Raw genomic sequence first — 25,057 nt, 5'->3', positions numbered from 1 at the left:
GCCTTTAGATTATTCTGTTGTTAAAATTGATTAACCACAAATAATATTAATACTTAATTTAATATTACAATGCGCAAAAGTTTCTTATTAGGTTTATTCATTTTTATCAGTCTTATTACATTTCAAAGTATAAATGCTCAATTAAGTAAAAAGCACTATTTACCGCCAATTACAAGTGATGAAGCTATTGATAATCAATACATTTATATTTCTACACCCAAAAGTAGTAATGTTTCTTTTACGATAAAACCAATAGGAAAACCTGCTTCCGAAGAAATTACAGGTACCGTTTCTAATACCTCTCCTTTTTCTACAACATCAAAAGCTGTTGGTGACCAATTATTTCAAAGCCCACAAAGAACAGCTACCATAATAAACGATAAAGGATACATTATTGAAGCCAATGATGTTATTTATGTTTCTGTAAGAATGATTTCTTCTGGTAGAGGAAATCAAGCATCTGCCATTGTAAGTAAAGGGCTTTCTGCCTTAGGCACAGAATTTAGAATGGGAGGCTTCCCTAGCACAAACCCTGCGAGCGCGCATTTAAATTTTGTTTCAGTGATGGCTACAGAGAATAATACAAATGTAACTTTTGATGATTTTACTCCCGGTATTACCATTAACAATTATGCAGGTTCTGTTCCTTTTACAAAAACTTTAAATGAAGGTGAAAGTTTTATTGTATCGGTTTCTTTTGATAGAGGTGGAACTCCTAGTGATTTATTAGGTACGCTAATAAAATCTGACGATGAAAACAAACCTATTGTTGTAAATTCTGGTTCTGCAACGGGTACTTTTCATACTCCTACCAACCTTAGAGATTATGGGATAGACCAAATTGTTGATGCTAAAAAAATTGGAAACGAATATATTTTTGTAAAAGGTGATGGAGAAAACGCTTGGGAAAACATACTAATTGTTGCACATCATAACAATACAGAGGTATTTATAAATGGCAATTTAACTCCAAAAACCACCATAGCAAAAGCAGGAGAATGGTATGTAATAGAAGGTGATGAATATGCTAGTAATGGAAACATGTATGTAAAAACCTCACAACCCGTATTTGCTTATCAAGGTGTTGGTGCAAATGATAGTGCTGCAAACCAAGGTTTATTTTTTGTCCCGCCTTTAAATTGCGAAAGCACAGGCTTTGTAGATAATATTCCTAATATAGATAAAATAGGTTCTAATACATTTGATGGAGGAGTTTCTATAGTTACAAAAAAAGGAGCAACACTAATTATTGAAGAAAACTCTACAAATACAAACCATACAATCGATGGTCCAAAAGACATTATTGGTAATGGTAATTATGTAACTTATAAAGTAACAAATCTTTCTGGAAACGTTACCGTAAAAAGTTTAATTGGTGATGCTGCAACAGAACTCTACTGCTCTTACTTTAATAGAAACGGTGCAGCTACTTCTGGTGGCTTTTACTCAGGGTTTCCTTCTAAACCAGAAATTAATTTTAACGTTAGCATAGAAACTTTAGGAAACTGTCTAGGTAATGATTTAAAATTAGAAGCTGCAAATACCGAATTATTTGATGGTGGTATACAATGGCAATTGTATAATGAAACTACCTTAAATTGGGTAACAAAAAGTACCGACAACACTTATACTCCTTTAGCTACAGAACCTGGTAGATACAGATTAGTTGGTAAAGTTATATGTACAGGTACAGAATTTATTTCCGTAGAAATACCAATTAGTATTTGTCCTGATGATTATGACAAAGATGGTATTATAGACAATATAGACGTTGATATTGACAACGACGGAATTTTAAATTGTGATGAATCTTTAGGTAATAAAATCATTGATTTATCAGATATAAACAATCCAACTGTAGAAAATAATTTAACAGCAGTTTCTGCTAGTTTAACTTCAGAAAACACAACTTTTACAGGAGATACAACGGGTAACTTTATTTCTACCGCAACTGCAGGGGCAACATCTAATGCTAAATACAAATTAGATTTTAATGATAATATCAACTTTAAATTAACTCAAAACATAACAACAGATCATACCATATCTGATAACGAATATTTTATTCTAAAACTATCACAAGCAGACAAAAACATCACCTTAGTAGATCCTGACAATCAAATTTTAATAGACTCTAATTTTGATGATGAGTTCGAAGATAGTTTCACTCAATTTTCTTCCTCAGTTATTAAATTTAAATTTAAAACAGATCTTGTTGGTGGCACAAGTACGTTTCAATTTGTAGCCCATCAAATTAAAAACATTTCTTTTGAGCATTACAACAACATTAGTAGTGATATTTCTACTTTTAACGGAACCATCGGTTTAACGTGTTTCTCCCGAGATTCTGATGGCGATGGAATTGAAGATATGTTTGATTTAGATACTGATAATGATGGGATACCAGATATTTATGAGGCTTCATCACCACAAATTACACTTCTAAAAATAGATGCAAATTTAGATGGTTTAGATGATGCTTTTAATGGTCTGATTACAAATATTGACACCGATAATGACGGAGTTAAAAACTATTTAGACTACGATGCGGACAATGATGGTATTTTTGACGCAACAGAAGCTAACCATAGTTTAGATGCTGATTTTAATGGAACTATAGATACTTTTATAGACATCAACAAAAATGGATTGGCAGATTCTCTAGAAAATGACACCACAGTACAAACTCTTTCTTTAAAATATACAATTGCAGATACTGATGGAGATAACGTCTTTAATTTCTTAGAATTAGATGCTGATAATGATGGTTGTAATGATGTTATTGAAGCTGGTTTTACAGACTATAATAATGATGGAATTCTTTTTGCAAATTCCTTTTCAGTTGATGAAAACGGAAAAGTAAAAAACCCTGATGACGGATACACAAACCCTAATTCAGATTACATTACAAGTGCTCCAATTGAATTAATTACGCCATTTACTGATGTTACTTTTTGTGAAAGTGCTACAGATAGTATAACTATAGATTCTACAGCAGATGGTTTTCAATGGGAACTTTCTACAGATGATGGTACAACTTGGAATACGATTACAGACAATGCAGTTTATCTAGGAAGCAACACAAATTCCTTAGAAATTACAAACACTCCATCTTCTTATAATAATTATCAATATCGAGTGGCTTTAACTAGAACTGGTAATAGTTGTGGCCTTACTACTACCCCTATTACATTAACCGTAACTCCTAAACCAATAGTTTTAAACAATCCGGCAGCATTGTTTCAATGCGATACTAATTCAGACCTTCAAACAACTTTTAACCTTACAGAAGCAGAAATAAGTATTTCTAAAGATACAGATCATTCTTTTAAATATTTTAAAACTAGAATTGATGCAGAAAACGGTACACCAGAAGTTAGTGATAAAACAAGTTATTTTGTAGCGGCAAACGGAGAAGCTTGGGTTAGAACAATCTCTAACACAACAGGTTGTTATACCATTTCTAAAATTGATTTAACAGTTAGCTACACTCCAAATGAACCTTTTGAAGACACATTTTATGAATGCGATGATTTTTTAGATGCCGAAGGAAACAACACTACAGATAACTCTGACACTGACGGGATTACTTTTTTTGATTTAAGTGGCGTTCCTGCTAAAATTACTACCGATTCTGATAAAAAAATAGAATTTTATGAGACTGATGAAGATAGAACAAAATCGATAAATAAAATTACAGAAACACAAAACTTAGCAAATTATAGAAACAAAAACAATCCGTATGCAGGTAGTCCAATTCCTATTTTTTACAAATTAATTAGTAAAACAAATAACAATTGCCAGGGTATTGGCGAGTTTTATTTAGAAGTAAATAAAATCCCTGAATTTTCTGTTGAAGGAGAATCTCCTGATGCTCCTATTATTATTTGTGCTAAAAACCTTCCATATACCTTAGAAGTTCAAAGTATTTTTAAAGCTGATTACGATTATAAATGGACAGACAAAGCAGGCAATACTGTTGGTGGAAATAGTTCAACTCTATTAATAAGTGAACAAGGAGAATATACGGTAACTGCATTTAGCAGAGCAACAACAACTTGCTCTAGAGCCAGAACTATTGTTGTTTTAAAATCTAACTTTGAAACCTTAGAAAATAGTTTTGTTACCGTTACAGATGATACTTCTGGCATCAGTTCTAATTTAAGTATTCTTATAAACATCCCTATAAATCCTTTAATTAATGAAGAGTTTCAATACGCTTTAGAAGATGAAAACGGAATGACTGTTCGTGCTTTTCAAGACAGTAATATTTTTAATAATATAGAAGGAGGAGTTTATAAAATTATTGTAGAAAACAAAGATGGTTGCGGTTCTTCTTCTTTAATTGTTTCTGTTATTCAATTCCCAAAATTCTTTACGCCCAATGGTCAAAAAAACAAAACATGGGTAATAAAAGGCGCAAATAATTCTTTTTATCAACCAAATAGTAGCATTAATATCTTTAATAGATATGGTAAATTAATAGCCCAAACAACCATAAACGGAGAGGGTTGGAACGGAACTTATAGTGGTAAAACATTACCTTCTGATGATTATTGGTTTACAGTACAACTCATACCAATAGACCCTAATAAAATGCCTATTCTTAAAAAAGGACATTTTTCGCTATTAAGGTAAGAGAAATTATAGTTTAAACATAAAAGCATCCATAATTATAAAATAGTTACGGATGCTTTTTTAGCCTTTTAATCAAAAGAATATTTCTTATTTTAGCACAAAAAATAAGAACAAAATTTCTATGGATTTAAACTTCAATAAAAACGAAGATTACAATAAACTTCTTGCATCAGATTTAAAAAGAAGGTTTGCCAAAGTAAAATTGGGTGGAGGTCAAAAAAGAATTGATAAACTTCACCAAAAAGGTAAAATGACCGCAAGAGAACGTGTTGATTATCTTTTAGACAATAATGCTAAATCTATAGAAATTGGTGCTTTTGCAGGTGAAGATATGTATGCAGAACACGGCGGTTGTCCTTCTGGTGGTGTTGTTGTAAAAATAGGATACATAAAAGGAAAACAATGTATTGTTGTTGCCAATGACGCTACAGTTAAAGCAGGTGCTTGGTTTCCTATAACTGGAAAAAAGAATTTACGAGCACAAGAAATATCTATAGAAAACAAATTACCAATTATTTATTTAGTAGATTCTGCTGGCGTTTATTTGCCTTTGCAAGATGAAATTTTCCCTGATAAAGAACACTTCGGACGTATTTTTAGAAATAATGCCATTATGAGTAGCATGGGCATTACACAAATTTCTGCAGTTATGGGAAGCTGTGTTGCAGGGGGTGCTTACTTACCTATAATGAGTGATGAAGCTTTAATAGTTGATAAAACTGCCAGTATATTTCTTGCCGGAAGTTACCTTGTAAAAGCTGCAATTGGCGAATCTATAGACAATGAAACTTTAGGAGGCGCAACAACACATTGCGAAATTTCTGGAGTTACAGATTATAAAGCTAAAGACGATAAAGACGCATTAGACAAAATAAAATTTATTGTTGATAAAATTGGCGATTATGACAAAGCAGGTTATAGTAAAACCGAAGCTTTTCCGCCAAAAGAAAATGAAGATGATATTTTCGGAATTCTACCTAGAGAAAGAAACGCTCAATATGATATGTTAGAAATCATAAAACGTTTGGTAGACAATTCTGAATTTGAACAATATAAAGAAGGTTACGGAAAAACTATTTTAACGGGTTATGCCAGAATTGATGGTTGGGCAGTTGGTATTGTTGCCAATCAACGTAAGTTGGTAAAAACGCAAAAAGGAGAAATGCAATTTGGTGGCGTAATCTATAATGATTCTGCAGATAAAGCTACCCGTTTTATTGCCAATTGTAATCAGAAAAAAATTCCATTGGTTTTTTTACAAGACGTTACTGGTTTTATGGTAGGTTCAAAATCAGAACATGGAGGCATTATAAAAGATGGTGCTAAAATGGTAAACGCTGTTAGTAATTCTGTGGTGCCTAAATTTACAATTATTATTGGAAATTCTTACGGAGCAGGTAATTATGCCATGTGTGGTAAAGCTTACGACCCAAGATTAATTGTTGCGTGGCCAAGTGCAGAATTAGCCGTTATGAGCGGAAATTCTGCGGCTAAAGTTTTACTACAAATAGAAACGGCTTCCCTAAAAAAACGTGGCGAAGAAATAACCCCAGAAAAAGAAGCGGAGTTATTCGACAAAATAAAATCGCGTTACGACAAACAAATTTCGCCATATTATGCTGCTGCAAGAATATGGACCGATGCGGTTATCAATCCACTAAAAACTAGAGATTGGATTTCTATGGGTATTGAAGCAGCAAACCACGCTCCTATTGAAAAACAATTTAATATGGGAATTTTACAAGTATAATTCTCTACAATCACATTTATTATATTAACAACAACTATAAATTGACCATGAAAAAAACCACAAACTTACTTGTAGCATTTTTAATGATTTTTGCTTTTACACAAAATAGTGAAGCTCAAATATGGAAAAGACTTAAAAAGAAGGCCGAAGAAGCTCTTGTAAAAGGAGCCGAAAAAAAGATTGACAAAACCATTAACGGAGACGAAGATGAAGAAGAACCATCAAGTAATGATTCTAAAAATATTGAAGATGAAGAATTTGCCAATAATGATACGCCTAACTTATGGCGAAATTTTCGTTTTGTACCCGGAGAAAATGTAGTCTTTTATGATGATTTAACAACAGAAGAAGTTGGCGAATTTCCTGCTCGTTGGGATCTTGTTAAAGGTAGCGCAGAGGTTGCAGAACTAGATGGGGAAAAAGTAATCATATTTATGGCTGAAGCTGGAAATACAATTACCCCTTTAATTAAAAGCACAGACTATTTAGGAAATGAATTTACTATAGAATACGATATTTTAGTTCCTAATTTTAGACAAGAAAAAATTTGGTGGATGGAACATAATATTTTCTTTAATCCTAAATTTTATAACAAAGATGTTCATATTGAACTTAGAGAACAAATAGGTAAATTAAATGGTTGGGCATCTAATACTAAATTTAAAATAGAAGATCTACCTATTGGAGCACAAAACGATTGGCATCATATATCAATTTCTTATTATCACGGAAAATACAAAATGTATTACGATTCTAAAAGAATTGCCAACATACCAAGATTTGATGTTACACCTACAGTATTTGGTATCAATTTAAGCTGTCATTCTAATAGTAAAAAAGCACATCCATATTTAGCTTTAAAAAATGTTAGAATTGCTCATGGAGGCGGAGAAATGTATAAAAAAATTATTGCTGACGGAAAATACGTAACCAACGGAATTATTTTTGACAGTGGAAAAACTGAAATTAAAAAACCTTCTTTAGGGATTATCAATAAAATTGTTAAAATATTAAAAGACAACTCAGACTGGACCTTTAATATTGTTGGCTATACAGATAATGATGGAGATGATGATCTTAATTTAAAATTATCAGAAGAAAGAGCAAATGCAGTAAAACAAGCAATTGTAGAGCAAGGTATAAGCACAGATCGTTTAACGATAACAGGTAAAGGAAAAGCAGATCCTTTAAATAACAATAGCTCTCCAGAAGAAAAAGCAAATAATAGACGTGTAGCTTTTATAAAAAAATAAACACAATTACATGCGTTGCAAATCTAAAAAACAGAAAAGTGTAGCATTAACCCTACACTTTATGTTTTCGTGAAAATGGAACTTAAAAAACACCTTTCTTTTATTAAAAGACACGTTTTTTGCTCTAAATAATGACTATTATCATAATAAGTAGTCTATTTATCGTATATTTTTGCGACATAATTTATAAATAAAAATGAGTAAAGCTATATATATTGCCGCAGTAGAATCAGATAGTGGTAAATCATTGGTGTCATTAGGTCTGTTAAGAATGATGTTAACCAAATCTTCTAAAGTAGGCTATTTTAGACCTATTATCAACGAAGTTGAAAACAGTGCTATTGATGATCATACCAATACTGCTATTAATTTTTTTAACTTAGATATAGAATACGATGACTGTTATGCATACAAGCAGAACGAGGTTGTAGAACTTTTAAGTGAAGGAAAAGCAGATGATGTAATTCATAATGTCATTAAAAAATATAAAAAACTAGAAGCCAAATATGATTATGTTTTGGTAGAAGGTACAGATTATTCTGGAGAAGGTGGTTTTACAGAATTAGATGTAAATCTAATGATTGCCAAAAACTTAGGAATCCCTGCATTAATTGTAGGTTCTGGAAATGGTAAGAAAAAGAAAGATTTTGTAAATACCATGCAACTTACTTATAAATCTTTTATAAGAAAAGAAGTAGATGTTATTGGTATTATTGCCAACAAAATTGAAGCTAACGAAATAGATTATATTCAAAAAGAATTACAAAAAAGTTTTCCAGAAAACTTACAAATAGACATCATTCCTAAAATTGATTTTTTAGCGTATCCAACTGTAAGAGAAGTTTTACAAGCCTTAAATGGTAAAGTATTATTTGGAGAACAATTTTTAGACAATGCTATTGGTAGTTACAGTACTGGTGCTATGCAATTGCGCAACTATTTAACCAGAATTAGAGAAAATGCATTAGTAGTTACTCCTGGCGATAGAGCCGATATTATTTTAGGTGCTTTACAAGCAAATGCCTCTACAAATTACCCAAAGATTGCTGGTATTGTTTTAACCGGTTCATTAATCCCAGAAGAATCTATTACCAAATTAATTGAAGGTGTTCAATCTACAGTGCCAATTCTATCTGTAGAAGGTGGTACCTTTGGAATTACCAATAAAATTGGAGCTGTAAAATCTAAAATTTATGCTTCACACGACAAAAAAATATTATTATCATTAGATACTTTTGATACTTACGTAAACGCAGAAGGGTTAACAACCACACTTACCTCATACAATTCTGATAAGTTAACACCAAGTATGTTTCAATACAATCTATTGCAAAAAGCAAGAGCTTATAAAAAACATATCGTTTTACCAGAAGGTGATGATGAAAGAATTATTACTGCTGCAGCTCGATTACAATTATTAAATATTGTTGATTTAACTTTATTAGGAGATAGAAATGCTATTCAGTTAAAATGCGATCAAATTGGGTTACAAATAGATTTAGATAAAATAAATATTTTAAACCCAGAAGATTCCATTCATAATGAAGCTTTTGAAAAAACATTATACGAAGCTCGTAAACATAAAGGAATGACAGAAACTACTGCTAAAGATTTAGTAAGTGATGTTTCTTATTACGGAACTTTAATGATTATGAACGGATTGGCAGACGGTATGGTTTCTGGTGCAGTACATACAACTATGCACACTATAAAACCTTCTTTACAATTAATTAAAACCAAACCTGGAGTTTCTGTAGTATCTTCTGTATTTTTTATGTGTTTATCAGACCGAGTTTCTGTAATGGGAGATTGTGCTGTAAACCCAAACCCTAATGCAGAACAATTAGCAGAAATAGCCATTTCTTCGGCAGAATCGGCTGAAGCTTTTGGTATAGAAGCTAAAATTGCCATGTTGTCTTATTCTTCTGGAAGCTCTGGAAAAGGTGAAGAGGTAGAAAAAGTAAGAAAAGCAACTGCAATTGTTAGAAATTTACATCCAGAATTAAAAATTGAAGGTCCAATTCAATATGATGCTGCCGTAGACATGTCTGTAGCAAAAACAAAAATGCCAGATTCTGAAGTAGCAGGACAAGCATCTGTTTTAATTTTCCCAGATTTAAATACAGGAAACAACACTTACAAAGCCATACAAAGAGAAACAGGAGCTTTAGCAATTGGCCCAATGTTACAAGGCTTAAACAAACCGGTAAACGATTTAAGTAGAGGTTGTACAGTAGAAGATATATTTAACACTGTTTTATTAACAGCAATACAAGCACACCAAGGATAATATGAATATTTTAGTTTTAAACGCAGGCTCTTCTTCTTTAAAATATCAATTGATAGAAATGCCTTCTCAAGTAGTACAATGTGTTGGTTTAGTGGAAAGAATAGGTATGGAAGATGCCATTTTTACACACGAAAAAGACAATGAAAAACACTCTGAAGTAACCCCTATTTTAAACCATGAAATTGGTTTAAAAAAAATCACTAAAACCTTATTAGATCCTAAAATTGGTGTTATCAATTCTGTTGATGAAATTAAAGCAATAGGACATAGAGTAGTTCATGGTGGTAGTAAATTTAGTCACACAGTGGTTGTTACTAAAGAAGTAAAAGATAAAATTAGAGATTTATTTGATTTAGCTCCGTTGCATAATCCTGCAAATTTAACCGGAATAGAAATTGCAGAAACTATTTTTACATCGGCTAAACAAATTGCAATTTTTGATACCGCATTTCATCAAACAATGCCTAAAGAAGCATACCAATATGCAATTCCGTCTACTTATTTAGATGATTATAATATTAGAGCTTATGGTTTTCATGGTACAAGTCATAAATACGTATCAGAAAAAGCTATCGAAACGTTAAATAAAGATACTTCTAAAATTATTACCATTCACTTAGGTAATGGTTGCAGTATGGCTGCTGTTAAAAATGGTAAATGCATAGATACTTCTATGGGATTTTCTCCTACAAATGGTTTGGTAATGGGAACTAGAGCCGGAGATATTGATCAATCTGTAATTTTCTTTTTAATGAAGAAACTTAATAAATCTGCTGATGAAGTAAATGATTTATTACAAAAAGAATCTGGAATGAAAGGTTTAACTGGTTTTTCTGATTTAAGAGAGATTGAAGAAAAAGCAGGTAATGGAAATGAGGATTGCAAAAATGCTTTAAAATTAGCAGCCTATAGAATTAAGAAATTTATTGGGGCTTATGCTGCTGCTTTAAATGGTTTAGATGCTATTGTTTTTACTGCTGGAATTGGAGAAAATTCTAGTTTAATGAGACATCTATCTTGTTGTAATTTAGAGTTTTTAGGCATCGAATTAAACAATTCTAAAAACGAAATTCGTTCTAAAGATATAAGAGAAATTCAATCACTAAATTCTAAAGTTAAAGTTTTAGTAATTCCTACAAACGAAGAACTAGAAATTGCAAAACAGACTTGTGAATTATTAAATTAAAATAAGAAAGCATTTTTGAGTTTTACTCAAAAATGCTTTTAAAAAATTGAAAGGATTTAATTTTTTATAAATCTTTTACTACCAATTCTCCCCTCTTTAGTATGTACTTTTAACAAATAAATTCCGTTTGTTAAAGAAGTTACATCTAATTTATGTTTAGATGAAGAAAATATTTTCTTTCCTAAAACATTATACACATCTACTTTTTCTATATCTAAATTTTCTGTATCAATTGTAATAATACTATTTGTTGGATTTGGATATGCATCAAAACGTAAAGCAGTAAAATCATTTACACTTGCAGTTGCGCCATTGTAATAATAAATTGTTCTATCGTTTACTCCATTAGAAGAACTAATAATTTTATTTATAAACCTATTATCTTCACCTGTTAAATAGGCAAACCCTAATATATCTTTAAAAGGGTTAATAATAGTACTCATTAATTTGTTGGTATCAAAAGTATAACTAGTTTCATATTCACTGGTAAAAGCTCCATTTTCAAATACAAATTCTTTTTCTAAAATCAAATTCCCACTTGCATCATAGGTATTTTCTGATTTATACTCATTCACATAAGAAGTGCCACTCCAAGTCTGCGATAGATTTTGTATTAATTTATTATTAGAATTATAGGTCATAGTATCTTTACCATCTTTATCCCAAGAACTTCCATTCCATTTTTCATAAACAAATTCAAAGACCAAACCATTAGATCCATATTCTACAGTAACTTTAGAAGAAGCATCTTGCTCATCACCATCTATTAAATATACCCAATCATTGCCGTTCCAACTTTGATCTACTACACCTGTAATCTTATTATTATCATAAGTATATGTAATTTTATCTTCATTTACCCAACTATTATCAATTAGCTCTTGATCTATAGATGTTATAATTTTATGATCACCATTATAGGTGTAAGTTGTTTTATACCCACTACTTCTATTTCCTGTTAAAAAATCAAAATTTTCATAACTATCAATTATCACTTTATTCTGTGAGTTGTACGTGTAAGATTGTTTACCACTAATTAACCAATCAGAACTACCAGCATCCCTCCAAAAATAGGTTTCTTTAATTAAGTTATTGTTTGCATCATATTCGTAATTTGTTTTATAACTAGCTACCCAATCTGTACCATTAAAAGATTCGTTTATATTGGATGTTAATTTATCTTGTCCATAAATTAAGAAAGTTATGAATGTAAAAAGTAAAAAAGTAATTTTTTTCATATTAAAGGTTTTTAGATTTAGTATCAAAACTAAAAAAACTAGTTTATAAAATTATACCTATAAATAGGGATATTTTATTAAAATCCTTGGTTAAAAAATTGTGAAACAACTTGCTAATTTCTACATTTGTATTTATACATATTTTAAAACAATCATTAGAAATGGGTAGAGCATTTGAGTTTAGGAAAGCAAGAAAAATGAAACGCTGGTCGGCAATGGCAAAAACATTTACCAGAATTGGTAAAGATATTGTAATGGCAGTAAAAGAAGGCGGACCAAACCCAGAAACAAATTCTCGTTTACGTGCAGTTATACAGAATGCTAAGGCTGCAAACATGCCTAAAGACAATGTTGAGCGAGCTATAAAAAAAGCAACAGATAAAGATACTGCGAACTACAAAGAAGTACTTTTTGAAGGATATGCGCCTCACGGAATTGCAATTCTTTTAGAAACTGCAACAGATAACAATAACAGAACAGTAGCCAATGTTAGAGCCTGCTTTAACAAATGTGATGGAAATTTAGGTACATCAGGTTCGGTTGTTTTTATGTTTGACCATACTTGTAACTTTACTATTAAAAAGGAAGATATTACAATGGATATGGAAGAACTAGAGCTAGAACTAATAGATTTTGAAGTTGAAGAGGTTTTTGATGATGAAGAAGGAATTATTATTTATGCCCCTTTTGAACAATTTGGAGCAATTCAATCTTTCTTTGAAGAAGCCAATGTAGAAATTTTATCTTCTGGTTTCGAAAGAATTCCGACAACTACCACTAAATTAAACGAAGAGCAACAAGCAGATGTTGAAAAGCTTTTAGAAAAATTAGAAGAAGATGATGATGTACAACACGTATATCATTCAATGGAAATGTAAAAGATTAGAGTTAGATAATTATAAGGTGACTTATTGATAAAAATAGTGTCTAAAATAATGAAGGGGTCTTAACAGATACTTCTAACAAAAATCAAGAAAAGAAGCCAGCGCCCTAACAGCGCTGGTTTTATTTTATATGTTTTTTAATAATGGCATTAAACGCTTCTTGTTCTTCTAAAAAAGAAGTTTGTATTCCTAAAAAAGAAATATTTTCTAGTCTACTTTCTAAACGAACAAAATCTTTTTCTGTGGTTAACATTAGTTTCTTAGAAGACTTTAAATTAACATATTCCTCCTTAATTGTTTCTATTTCTTTATCTGTAAAGTGATGATGATCTGCAAATTTTAAATGTTTAAAAACTACTTCTTTATCATGTAAAAAAGATAGTAATGGGTTTGGGTTTGCAATTCCTGTAATTAATAAAACTTTATAATTCTTTAAATCATCAATTAAAACAGTAGCATTACCAGAAGTTTTATCATCATAAGAAATAGCGGTAAAAAAAACCTTTTTATGATATTTTTTTAACTTTACTTCAATTTTATTTTTAACAGTTTTAGACAAATTTGCAGGACATTTAGTAACTAAAATGATATCTGCTCTTTTTGCTCCTCGCCTACTTTCTCTTAGGTTTCCTGTAGGTAATAAAAAATCTTCGGTAAACAGATCATCAAATTTTGTCAATAAAACATAAAAACTCCCTTTTACTTTTCTATGCTGATAAGCATCATCTAATAAAATTACTTCGGGCAAGTTCTCTTCTATTAATTTAGAAATTCCTGCAACTCTATTTGCGTCTACAGCTACATCTATATTCTTAAATTTTTTAAAATACTGCAAAGGTTCATCACCAACATCTTCTGCAGAATGCGTATCATTTAACAATACAAAACCTTCCGTTTTACGCTTATAGCCTCTACTTAAAACAGCTGTCTTAAAATGATCTTTAAGCAAACGAATTAAGTATTCTATTTGTGGTGTTTTTCCTGTACCACCAACACTTAAATTACCAACTACTATTACTGGTATTTTAAATGAAGTTTGCTTAAAAATTCCGATTTCAAAAAATAAATTACGAATACTCGTTACCACATTATAAATAATGGCGAATGGAAATAATAAAAAACGTAGAAATTTCATTAATACGAAAATAGGCAGGTTAAATGTGTTAAAAAAGAAAAAGATACAAATTTACTCCATTCCCCTATTTTTAAAACTTTAATTTTTGATTATTCGTATTATTTTTTGAAAATAACTAAAATTCATCTCTAAAAAGCAGTTCATTTTTATGGATTGATGAACAGAAAATGTTAACTTTGATACTCTTTACAATATTAATTTATGATTATAAAAGATATTACCAATTACTTAGAAAAATTAGCTCCTTTAAATTATGCTGAAGATTTTGATAATGTTGGTTTATTAGTTGGCAATTACAACACTACCATTGCTGGAGTTTTAGTAACTTTAGATACTTTAGAGGAAACGGTAGAAGAAGCAATTGCAAAAAATTGTAATTTAATTGTAAGCTTTCATCCTATTGTTTTTGGTGGTTTAAAAAAACTAAACGGTAATTCGTATGTAGAACGTGTAGTTTTAAAGGCAATAAAAAATGACATTGCTATCTATGCAACGCACACTGCATTAGACAATTCTAAAAATGGAGTTTCAGCAAAAATGTGTGAAGTTTTAGGTTTAGAAAACACTAAAATTTTAATTCCTAAAAAAGGGATCATTAAAAAATTAACTACCTATGTACCTAATGCAAATGCGGTAACAGTAAGAAACGCTCTTTTTTCTGCAGGAGCAGGTAGTATGGGCAACTATAACAATTGTTCTTTTAATGCTTTAGGAGAATCTACTTATAAAGGTAACGAAAACTCAAATCCTACTTTAGGCGAAAAAGGAGTAGATCATACCGAAAAAGAAACCCAAATCTCTGTAGTTTTTGAAAGTAAATATGAAGCCGCTATTTTAAGAGCTTTAAATGAGCATCACTCTTATGAAGAAGTTGCTTACGAAATACTTACCACAGAAAATGTGCATCAGAATATTGGTATGGGAATGATTGGAGAATTACCAACAGAAATGGATGAAAAAGCATTTCTTTTATATGTAAAGAAAACAATGAAAACAGCTTGTATACGTCATTCTGTTTTATTGAATAAAAAAATACGTAAAGTAGCTGTTTTAGGTGGATCTGGTAGTTTTGCCATTTCTAATGCAAAAAGAGCTGGCGCAGATGCGTATATTAGTGCAGATTTTAAATATCATGAGTTTTTTAAAGCTGAAAACAGCATTCTTTTAGCAGATATTGGACATTATGAGAGTGAACAGTTTACAAAAAACCTTTTGGTAGACTATCTTACGAAAAAATTTAGTAATTTTGCAGTCATTTTATCAGAAAAAAGTACAAATCCTATATATTATATATAACCATGGCAAAGAAGAAAGAAATTTCGGTTGAAGAAAAATTAAGAGCTTTATACGATTTACAATTAATCGACTCTAGAATTGACGAAATTAGAAACGTTAGAGGAGAACTACCTTTAGAAGTTGAAGATTTAGAAGATGAAGTTGCCGGATTAAACACGCGTATTGCGAACTTAAATCAAGATGCAGCAAACTTAGAAACTGACATTAATAACAAAAAATTAGCAATTGAAGAGTCTAAAGAGCTAATGAAAAAGTATGATGAGCAGCAAAAGAAAGTTAGAAACAACAGAGAATTTGATTCTTTATCTAAAGAAATTGAATACCAAGATTTAGAAATTCAATTAGCTGAAAAAAGAATTACAGAATACAAAGCAAAAATTGCTCAGAAAAATACAGTTATTGATGCTACTAAAGAAAAATTAGCAAAACAAGAAAAACATTTAAGCCATAAAAAAGCTGAATTAGATGCGATCTTAAAAGAAACTGAAAAAGAAGAAGAGTTATTAGCAAAAAAATCTGAAGAATTTGCTCAAAGTATAGATGCTCATTTATTTACTGCATATACTAGAATTAGAACAAAAGTTAAAAATGGTTTAGCTGTTGTTGCTATAGAACGTGGCGCTTCTGGAGGTTCTTACTTTACAATTCCACCTCAAGTACAATTAGAAATAGCAAATAGAAAGAAAATAACTATAGATGAGCATAGTGGTCGTATTTTAGTTGATGCAGCTTTAGCTGAAGAAGAAAAATTAAAAATGGAAAAATTCTTTTCTTAATTAATTTTCTTCTTATAAATTTATAAAAAAAACTCGAAGCTTAACTGCTTCGAGTTTTTTGTTTTAGATAAAAGTATATTTAAAAAACCTTTCTTTTATACATTATCATTCTTACCTAAGCGAAACTTAAAATTTAATTAAAGACATAAAAAGATGTTCATAAAAAAACTCGAAGCAAAAGCTTCGAGTTTTCTATTTTATAGAAGGTTTAAAGAACTAGTAATCTAAACTCTTTATGTAGCTTAACTTCTCTTTCCAAAGCGCTAAATCTTCTTTAAATTCATTTACTCTGTTTCTTACATTTAATACCAAAGGATTATCATCTTTAGCATTAGAAAAGAAACCTAAATTGTTTTCTAATTGCTGAATTTCTTTAACAACTTCATCAATTTTCTTTCTAACAAACATTTGTTCAGAATCTAACTTTCTAACGTCATTATCTGCTGCAAGACCATCTACAACATGTGTAAACTTTAGCATGGCAACTTCATTCTTATCTAAGTCTAAACCATTAAGTGCTCTGTCTATTAATTTATTAAACTTACCATCTATATGTCTTGCATTTCTTGGCAATACACCTAAATTTCTCCAATTATTAATAATTTCGAAGATTTCATCTTTTGTTGGCGTTGTTAATTCTTTTACAGTTTCTAAAAATGCTTTTTTAGCATCTACAACCTCTTGCTGTTCTTTATTTAAAGAGTTTTTCTGATCGTGGTATCTATCAAAATAATGATTACAAGCCGCTTTAAAACGTTTCCAAATATCATCCGAAAATTTACGCGGTACATGACCAATTTTTTTCCAATCTGCTTGTATTTTCTTTAAAGTGTTTGTAGAAGATTCCCAATCATCACTTTCTTTTAAAGACTCTGCGAGTTCTATCAACTCCATTTTTTTCTTTAAATTCTCTTGCTGATCATTCTTTTCTTGTTTGTAAAAAACATTCTTAGCACTATTAAATTTCTTTGTAGCTGCTTTAAATTTTTGCCAAACTTCTTCACTTTTAGAATACGGAAGTTTTCCTGCATTAAAATACTCTTGCCTTAAAGCTTCGATATCTTTAATACTTTTTTGCCAATCATTATGCGTTTTATTATTAGCCGTATCATACGCATTTAGCTTTTCTACAACTACTAATTTTTTCTCTATAATTTCTTGATATTTAGAACGCATTTCTCTAAAATGATCATGTCTTCTATCATGAATTTTTTTAGTAGCAGCACTAAATTTTTGCCAAATATCTTCTCTCATTTCTTGAGAAACCGGTCCAATATCTTCTTTCCAAATTTTATGTAAATCTTGTAATTCTTTAAAAGCAACATTAATATCAGCTTCTTCGGCTAACGCATTTGCTTTTTCTATGATTTTTAATTTTTCTTCTAAATTATGTTTAAAATCTAAATCTCTAAAATCGTTACTTAAATGCAACAAATCATAAAAACGCTCTACATGATGATGAAACGTTTTCCAAGTATCATTGTAATGGTTTTTAGAAACCGGTCCAATAGTTCTCCAAGTATCTTGCAACTCTCTAAAACTTTTATACATGGTTGCTGTATCTGCATTTTCAATTAAATCTTTTAACTGCTCTATAACGGCAAGTCTTTTATTTAAATTGGCAGATAATTGTTTTTCTAAATCATTATAATGAGCATCACGTTGTTTTTTATATTCTGATAAAAGGCTATTGTAATCAGATTTTAACGGACTAGAAAATTGAAAGTCTATAGAATTACCTCCTTCTTCTAAAAAGGCTGCTTTCTTTTCTGCTAATAATGCCCCAAATTTTTGGTTAAAAGCAGTTTTAATTCCATCAACTTGGTTTTTAATTTTTTGAACAGGATTGTTTGAAATTGTTTTTTTAAGTTCTGCAACCAACTCTTCTAAAGATAATTTTGTATAATCTACAACTGCAGATTCTTCTTCTTTAGCCGTGTCTTTTTCTGCATCCACCGCAATAGATTTCTCTATTTCTTCAACAGCATCAGTAGTATCATCTACTTTTTCTTTAACTTCTTTAACTTCAACTTTTACAGTTTCACTCGCAACTTCTGTTACTTTCTTTTCCGTCTTATCAACGTTTTCTTCATTATTTTCTAACATATCTACAATGTTTAAGGTCTTAATATAATACAACTATTATATATCTATAAAGATACTGACATCTTACTAAATCTACAAACTATCTAACCACTAAAATAATATAGATAATTTACTTTTGGGCGTTCCCTTACGGTCGGGCTTTACTTTACAATCTTTTTATTCATTCTTCATAAAAAGGATTTCCAATTCAATCCCTAACGCAGCAAACTTGCAAACTATTTTTTTAATCTAAAAAAAATCAATCTAATTAAACATCATTCCAAATTCTCCAAGATTCTTCTGCTTGCAATTGCAACATTTCATATCCATTTTTTATAATAGCTCCTTTTTCTTTTCCTTTAGATAAAAAAGTAGTTACTTCTGGATTGTAAATTAAATCATATAACAAATGTTTATCTGTAATATATTGATACGGAATATCAGGACACTTGTCCGTATTTGGCGATGTACCAACCGGTGTAGAATTGATAATGATTTGATACTTTTCCATAACTTCTTCTGTTACATCTTGGTACGAAATTTCTTTTTTTCCATTAGGTTTTCTAGAAACAAATTTAAATTTAATATCATTCTTTTTTAGCGCGTAAGCAATTGCTTTAGAAGCGCCACCTGTACCTAATATTAAGGCTCTTTTATGTTGTTTTGTTATCAACGGAAATATTGATTTTTCAAAACCAACAACATCAGAATTATACCCTTTTAAATTTCCTCTTTTGGTAAATTTTATAGTATTTACTGCCCCAATTTCTTTTGCCGTTTTATCTAGCTTATCTAAATATTTCATTACGGCTTCTTTATAAGGAATAGTAACATTTATACCACCTAATTTTTCGCCACCTTCATCAATAACACCAGGAAATTCTTCTATTTTCTGAAGATCAAAATTAACATAGCTGTGTTTTTTTAAGCCTAATTTTTCAAACTTTTCTGTAAAATAACCACGAGAAAAAGAATATTCAATATCTTTTCCTAATAACCCAAAAACTTTATTTTTTCTTTCGTCCATAAAAATCTATTACTAAAATTATCAAAAGCCCTAGTATTATAAAAAATATAGCATACCAGGTTTCTGAGATTGAAAAATCAGGAACAAAACGTTCGTAATTTTCAACGATTTTATTCCCTTTTTTATCTATTAAAAATTTTTCTTTTTCTTGTAAATAAATCGCTTTTTTCCAAGGCCAAACAATTCCTAAAGATCCTGTTATAAAACCAATAATAACCGCATTTACTATTTGATGCCAACGTTTTAAAACATACCCCAAAACATGACTGATAGAAACCAAACCAAAAGTAGAACCTGCGGTAAAAACGCCAATAATTTTTAAATATCTTATTTTAATCGGATCAGACAACACTTTAAAATCACCAGATAAAAGACTGGTAATTACATTAAATAAAACGTTTACAGAGTCTACTAATAACAACACATAATTACCTAATAGAATTAAGATAAAAGATCCCGAAAGTCCGGGAAGCGTCATACCAGAAACACCTATAATTCCACAAATAAATACAAACCAAAGGTTGTCATTTTCGGTTGCAGGTGTTAAAAAACTAATTCCGATACCTATAGAGGCACCAACAATTAAAGAAAATATATTTTTAAAATTCCAATCACCAAAATCTTTACCTATATAGTAAATAGAGCCCAAAATCATTCCAAAAAACCAACTCCAAACATACAGTTCAAAATTGACTAAAAAATAATCTAATACTAAAGAAATGCTAAAGTAACTAAAAATGCTACCTCCCATTATTAGTATTAAAAAAGGACCATTTACATATTGATAAAAACTTTTAAAACGGCCATTAAAAAGTAATTTAAAAGCTTTTAAATTTATTTTTCTAAACGAGTAAATTAACTCTTCATAAAAACCTAAAACAAAAGAAACTGTTCCGCCAGAAACACCAGGAACCTTATTGGCAGCTCCCATTGCTAAACCTTTAAAAAAAAGGCTTAATTTTTGTAAAAAAGTTCTTTCTACAATCATTTATTTTTTCTGAACGGCTAATCTTTCCATCGCTAAAATAATAACAAAACCAACAACAGCCAATACAATTGCCATGGTTAATTCTGCTTCTCCGTTAAAAGAAAAAGGACTTACACTTTGTTGATTAAATGGTACTTCTACTCCATGAGAATTTGTACGCCATGTTAAGGTTTCTTTCCAAGGCCAAATTTTGTTTAATGAACCAATTATAAAACCGGTTAAAGCAGCTAAAGTTAAATTTTTATAATGTTTAAACAACCATTTTAAAACTCTAGAAAAGGTTAACAAACCAATAACGGCACCTGCCATAAAAATTAAAATCGTTTTAATGTCTTTATTATTTAAAGCATTTAAAACAGGTTTGTATGCACCTAACAACACTAATATAAATGAACCTGAAATTCCTGGTAAAATCATAGCACATATTGCTATTGCACCCGCTATAAATATAAAAATTGGTGATGAATTTTCTGAAACTAAAGGATTTAAAGTGGTAATATAATAGGCTAAAAAAGCACCTATAATTAAGACTACAACAGATAAAACATTCCATTTTGTAATCTGTTTTGCAATGTAAATAATACTTGCCAATACCAAACCAAAAAAGAAAGACCATAGTAAAACAGGCTCATTTTCTAATAAATACTTTATCGCTTTTGCCAAAGAAATAATACTTATAAAAATCCCTAAAAATAAGGATGCTAAAAAGTTTCCATTTAATTGTGTCCAAGCGGCTTTAAAACCCTCTTGTTTTAAGGTTTTAAGTAGACCAATTTTTACGTTACTGATAGAACCTAATAATTCTTCGTAAATACCAGAAATAAAAGCAATTGTACCTCCTGAAACCCCAGGTACTACATCTGCGGCTCCCATTGCCATTCCTTTTAAACCAATAATTATATAGTCTTTTATATTTCTACCCATTGTTTGTCTCTTTTAAAAAACGAAGATAATAGAATTTTGAGAAAAACTAAGAAAAGAGACCTAATTTAACCGCTTCTTTATGTTGATGAAATTTAATTTAAGCAATAGATTTTTTTATGATTATCATGCCTAAAATTTATAGAAAGAATAAATGGTTTGGATTCTTAGCGTACTTTTATAAGATTTTTTATAAAAAGCAATCTATGTTTTATGATGCTTTGTTTAAAGCCATTTCCTTTTTAGCTCTTATTTTTAAAGAAATAGCGGCAATCACAAAATAAATGATTGTTAACAACCATAAATGATTCCATTCTTTTAAAACATCAACAAACGAAGCTTCCATTTGTGTTAATTTAACAAAACCATTCATACCTGCTGTAGAGGGAATGATTTCTGAAATAAATTTATAAAAATTCGAAAACCCTTCAGCTGGAAAAGACAATCCGCTTAACATTAATGACGGAATAGAAAGCAATACTAAAAACACAATTGAATCTTCTCTTCTTTTAAAAAAGGAACTGATTGATATGCCTAAAAATACCACTGAAAAGATATACGGAATTATAAATACGTAAATCGATAGCAATGAGGAACGTACCGGAATACCAAACAGCGTGTAGACAATACCTACTTGAACAGGAATAATTACAATATAAATTAAAGTATATAAACATGCTTTTGCTAATAAAACAGAGAGTACGCCGCCTTTATGTAATATTCTTGGAAATTTTTTATGCGTAGATTTTGCTTCTCGTCTAGAACCACTTAAAAGACCAATTCCCATTAATAAAACTAATTGAATAATTAAGGCCGTTAACATTGGTATCAAATAAGTTGCATACCCAGAATTTATATTAAATAAACTGGTCGATATTGCTTTTATAGGTGTATAATTTTTCTGAGCTTCATCAAAAGATACACCTTTTGCCATTTCTTTTTTAATTGAAATTCCTGCGCTAAAATATCCGTTAACCTTAGTAACATCCCCTAAAACACGTTTATAAAATAAAATATTAGCAGCATCAGAAAAAGTTGTAATTGTTGTTTGTCTACCGCTTCTAATATTCTTTTCAAAATTCTTTGGTACAATAACAATTCCCTGTACATTTCTTGAATAATAGGCTACTTTAGCAGCTTCTAAATCTGTAAATGTGGTGATTGTTTTTGTACCTTCTGTAGCAGCTAACATGGCAATATAATCTCTACTCATTCTAGTGCCATCTTGGTTTACAATTGCTACCGGAACTTCTTTAATTATTTGGTTTGAATATATATACGTATACACCACCAAAATAATAAGTGTTACAGATAAAAAAGTGCTTGCCACTGCTTTGTCCGATTTAATTGAATTCCATTCGGTACCAAACGTATGCTTAAATGAGATGATTCCTTTGTAGATAAATTTATATAAATTTTTCATTTTTAAATACGGTGATTAAAGCTTCCTTTTAAAAACAATCTTTTTAATTTAAGCCAACTTATTGCAATTGGTACAATACATAAAACAACTAAAATAATAATCGATTTTAAAGAATAAAATACAGGAAATCCTCGTTGTGATTGATCTAATAATAATTCAAAGAAATGCGTAAATGGAAAAACCTGACTTAACCATTGCAATACTTCTGGCATTCCAAAAATAGGGAATGTAATTCCTGAAAAAGAAAGACTTACAGCTCCAAATCCAGAACCAATTGTTAATGCTTCCCTAAAACTACCACTGATAGCAATAAAGAATAAAGCGAATGATTGATTTGCTAAAATCAATAAAAGTAAACCAACCAAAACTGTTATTTTACTTCCCAAAAACGGAAAATCTTGCCATACGTACATACTTAATAACGTAATAATACCTACCAACAAAAACCATACAGTATAAGGTAAAACTTTTCCTAAAATAATTGCTGATAAACGTCCATTTGTAATATTCAATAACTTATTTCCTTTGCTGTATTTTAAATCTGCTCCAAAGCAATAAATTGTAGTTAGCATGACAAATAACTGAAAAAACATCGTTAAAAAACCTGTATTCAAATAATACGAATAGTTTGTAAATGGATTTGACAATACATGATTATTGGCCAAAATAGGCTGATAATTGACCAATGCTTGTTGCATGGAAACTCCTTTTTTACGTTGTTTTTCGATATTTATACCTGCCGAAATTGTACCAATTACTTTTCTAAATGCTTTATACTCTAATCCTCCTGCCAATAATAAATTACTATTGTATTGATTGATGATATGTACTTGTTTTCCACTTTTTAAATCTGCTTCAAAGTTCTTAGGAATTGTAATGACACCATACGCTTTTCCTAAACGAATTAATGCTTCTCCTTTTTGCTGATCTAAAGGGAAAAAACCAATTTTAATCTCTGGCGCAGCATCTAACTGAGCAATGACATTTCTAGAGGTTGCCGTATGATCTAAATCTACCACAGCAACGGGTAAATCTCTCGCAACACCTTCACTTAAAAGCGTATTGAAAAACAAAATGGACACAAAAGGCAGTATTATTGCAAGAACAAAAGACGACTTACTGTTAAACAACAGAGCAATCTCTCTTTTTGCAATCCGTAAAGAGGGTTTCATTTTACTCATTAAATTGAGAATAATCAATTAAAATACTCATTCCAGGTCTTAAATCTACTTCTTTTGTAACTGGCATCGCTTTAATTTCAAAAGTTCTAATATCAAAATCTCCAGAAGCCTTGGTTGCACTCCAAGTAGCATAATCTCCTAAAGCAGCTACATAGTAAATTTTAAATTGTACTTTTTTATTCTTTAAAGCAGGAATCGTTGCTTCAAAAACACTTTCTTTTTTAAAGTTGAAAAGGCTGGTTTCTTTAATGTTTAATATGGCGTAACTATTTGTTAAATCTACCAAATGAACCACCGGATAACCTGCTCCTATTAACTCTCCTTCTTCTGGTAAAAAATTAAGAACTTCTGCATCTATTGGTGCAATAATATTACGTTCATTTTTATAACCTTCTAATTCCGTTAAAGCACCATCTGCTTGTTTTACCATAGCTGTTGCAGCATCTATATCTTCATTTCTAGCCCCTTTCATTGCCATCTGATACATACTTAATGCCGCTTCTTGGTCTTTTAAAGCAACTTCTTTTTTGGCAAATATTTCATCTCGTTTTTGTTCAGAAATTACGCCGTCTTTAAATAAGTTTGCCATACGAGTGTATGTTTTATTCATTACATTGGCAGCTGCAGTAGCTTTTTCATAAACACTTTTGGCTGCTCTAATTTCTTCTGATCTTGCGCCATTTTGTGCTTTATTTTTTTGAGCATTTGCAGCATCTCTTAATGCCAAAGCTTGTTGCTCTTTTGCCATAATTTCTGGACTTAAAAGCGTTGCTAATAATTGTCCTTTTTTAACACTTTGTCCTTCTTTAACTTCAAAAGAATTAATTCGTGTAGGTATTTTAGACGATAAATAAATTTCTTTAGCTTCTATTCTACCTTGTAAAATAACAGATTTAGGTTTTGTTAAGAACCACACACCTATAAGTACGATAATTGAAATAATTACAACACCTATTAATGACTTTATAAATTTTGGATTTCTCATT

General features: G+C 30.3%; 17 protein-coding genes. 8 read left to right on the top strand and 9 right to left on the bottom strand.

Going from position 1 to position 25,057, the window contains the following annotated elements; genetic code table 11:
• Positions 1–69: 69 nt before the first annotated feature.
• From WHD07_RS00200 to WHD07_RS00180, 5 genes are all read left to right on the top strand, one after another.
• Entirely contained in the window at positions 70–4,638 is a 4,569-nt protein-coding gene (locus WHD07_RS00200; protein WP_343329549.1) for a T9SS type B sorting domain-containing protein, read from the top strand.
• A 121-nt stretch (positions 4,639–4,759) separates the two neighbouring features.
• Complete coding sequence (locus tag WHD07_RS00195) at positions 4,760–6,388, top strand: acyl-CoA carboxylase subunit beta (protein ID WP_343329548.1); 1,629 nt, start codon at positions 4,760–4,762, stop codon at positions 6,386–6,388.
• Positions 6,389–6,435: 47 nt separating this feature from the next.
• Positions 6,436–7,641: an OmpA family protein gene (locus tag WHD07_RS00190; RefSeq protein ID WP_343329547.1), complete on the top strand. Its 1,206-nt coding sequence runs from the start codon at positions 6,436–6,438 to the stop codon at positions 7,639–7,641.
• Between the two features lie 196 nt (positions 7,642–7,837).
• Positions 7,838–9,931, top strand: a complete 2,094-nt coding sequence (pta, locus tag WHD07_RS00185) for a phosphate acetyltransferase (RefSeq protein ID WP_343329546.1) — start codon at positions 7,838–7,840, stop codon at positions 9,929–9,931.
• A 1-nt stretch (position 9,932) separates the two neighbouring features.
• Positions 9,933–11,117: an acetate kinase gene (locus WHD07_RS00180; RefSeq protein ID WP_343329545.1), complete on the top strand. Its 1,185-nt coding sequence runs from the start codon at positions 9,933–9,935 to the stop codon at positions 11,115–11,117.
• 56 nt (positions 11,118–11,173) lie between these two features.
• Here the strand turns inward: WHD07_RS00180 and WHD07_RS00175 are convergent, their stop codons facing one another.
• Positions 11,174–12,355, bottom strand: coding sequence for a T9SS type A sorting domain-containing protein (locus WHD07_RS00175; RefSeq protein WP_343329544.1), 1,182 nt, complete (start codon positions 12,353–12,355; stop codon positions 11,174–11,176).
• A gap of 161 nt (positions 12,356–12,516) precedes the next feature.
• Here WHD07_RS00175 and WHD07_RS00170 point away from each other — a divergent pair, with 161 nt between their 5' ends.
• On the top strand, positions 12,517–13,233 hold the full coding sequence (locus WHD07_RS00170) for a YebC/PmpR family DNA-binding transcriptional regulator (RefSeq protein WP_105048201.1): 717 nt from the start codon (positions 12,517–12,519) through the stop codon (positions 13,231–13,233).
• Positions 13,234–13,360: 127 nt separating this feature from the next.
• Here WHD07_RS00170 and lpxK read toward each other — a convergent pair whose 3' ends face one another.
• On the bottom strand, positions 13,361–14,374 hold the full coding sequence (lpxK, locus tag WHD07_RS00165; RefSeq protein WP_343329543.1) for a tetraacyldisaccharide 4'-kinase: 1,014 nt from the start codon (positions 14,372–14,374) through the stop codon (positions 13,361–13,363).
• Between the two features lie 201 nt (positions 14,375–14,575).
• Between lpxK and WHD07_RS00160 the strand changes: the two genes are divergently transcribed.
• On the top strand, positions 14,576–15,670 hold the full coding sequence (locus tag WHD07_RS00160; protein WP_343329542.1) for a Nif3-like dinuclear metal center hexameric protein: 1,095 nt from the start codon (positions 14,576–14,578) through the stop codon (positions 15,668–15,670).
• A 2-nt stretch (positions 15,671–15,672) separates the two neighbouring features.
• Entirely contained in the window at positions 15,673–16,446 is a 774-nt protein-coding gene (locus WHD07_RS00155) for a zinc ribbon domain-containing protein (RefSeq protein ID WP_105048198.1), read from the top strand.
• A gap of 216 nt (positions 16,447–16,662) precedes the next feature.
• Here WHD07_RS00155 and WHD07_RS00150 read toward each other — a convergent pair whose 3' ends face one another.
• The 7 genes from WHD07_RS00150 to WHD07_RS00120 form a co-directional block, all read right to left on the bottom strand.
• The gene (locus WHD07_RS00150; protein WP_343329541.1) at positions 16,663–18,552 is read right to left on the bottom strand and encodes a DUF349 domain-containing protein; all 1,890 of its coding nucleotides are present in this window, start codon (positions 18,550–18,552) and stop codon (positions 16,663–16,665) included.
• 247 nt (positions 18,553–18,799) lie between these two features.
• Positions 18,800–19,558, bottom strand: coding sequence for a shikimate dehydrogenase (gene aroE, locus WHD07_RS00145; protein ID WP_343329540.1), 759 nt, complete (start codon positions 19,556–19,558; stop codon positions 18,800–18,802).
• Positions 19,539–20,546 (bottom strand): DUF368 domain-containing protein, encoded by a 1,008-nt coding sequence (locus WHD07_RS00140; RefSeq protein WP_343329539.1) that lies wholly within the window; start codon positions 20,544–20,546, stop codon positions 19,539–19,541. Before WHD07_RS00140 ends, aroE begins: the two co-directional genes overlap by 20 nt.
• The gene (locus WHD07_RS00135) at positions 20,547–21,470 is read right to left on the bottom strand and encodes a DUF368 domain-containing protein (RefSeq protein WP_343329538.1); all 924 of its coding nucleotides are present in this window, start codon (positions 21,468–21,470) and stop codon (positions 20,547–20,549) included.
• Positions 21,471–21,678: 208 nt separating this feature from the next.
• A complete protein-coding gene (locus WHD07_RS00130) occupies positions 21,679–22,890 on the bottom strand; it encodes an ABC transporter permease (protein WP_343329537.1) in 1,212 nt (403 codons plus the stop codon).
• A 2-nt stretch (positions 22,891–22,892) separates the two neighbouring features.
• Positions 22,893–24,071, bottom strand: a complete 1,179-nt coding sequence (locus WHD07_RS00125; RefSeq protein WP_105048192.1) for an ABC transporter permease — start codon at positions 24,069–24,071, stop codon at positions 22,893–22,895.
• Positions 24,064–25,056 carry an HlyD family secretion protein gene (locus WHD07_RS00120; protein ID WP_105048191.1) on the bottom strand — a complete coding sequence of 331 codons (993 nt, stop codon included), beginning with the start codon at positions 25,054–25,056 and terminating at the stop codon, positions 24,064–24,066. Before WHD07_RS00120 ends, WHD07_RS00125 begins: the two co-directional genes overlap by 8 nt.
• Between the last annotated feature and the right edge of the window lies 1 nt (position 25,057).

The sequence above is a fragment of the Polaribacter staleyi genome (genome assembly GCF_038024045.1).
GTDB lineage: Bacteria > Bacteroidota > Bacteroidia > Flavobacteriales > Flavobacteriaceae > Polaribacter > Polaribacter butkevichii.
This window is presented reverse-complemented; position numbering and strand designations above follow the sequence as displayed.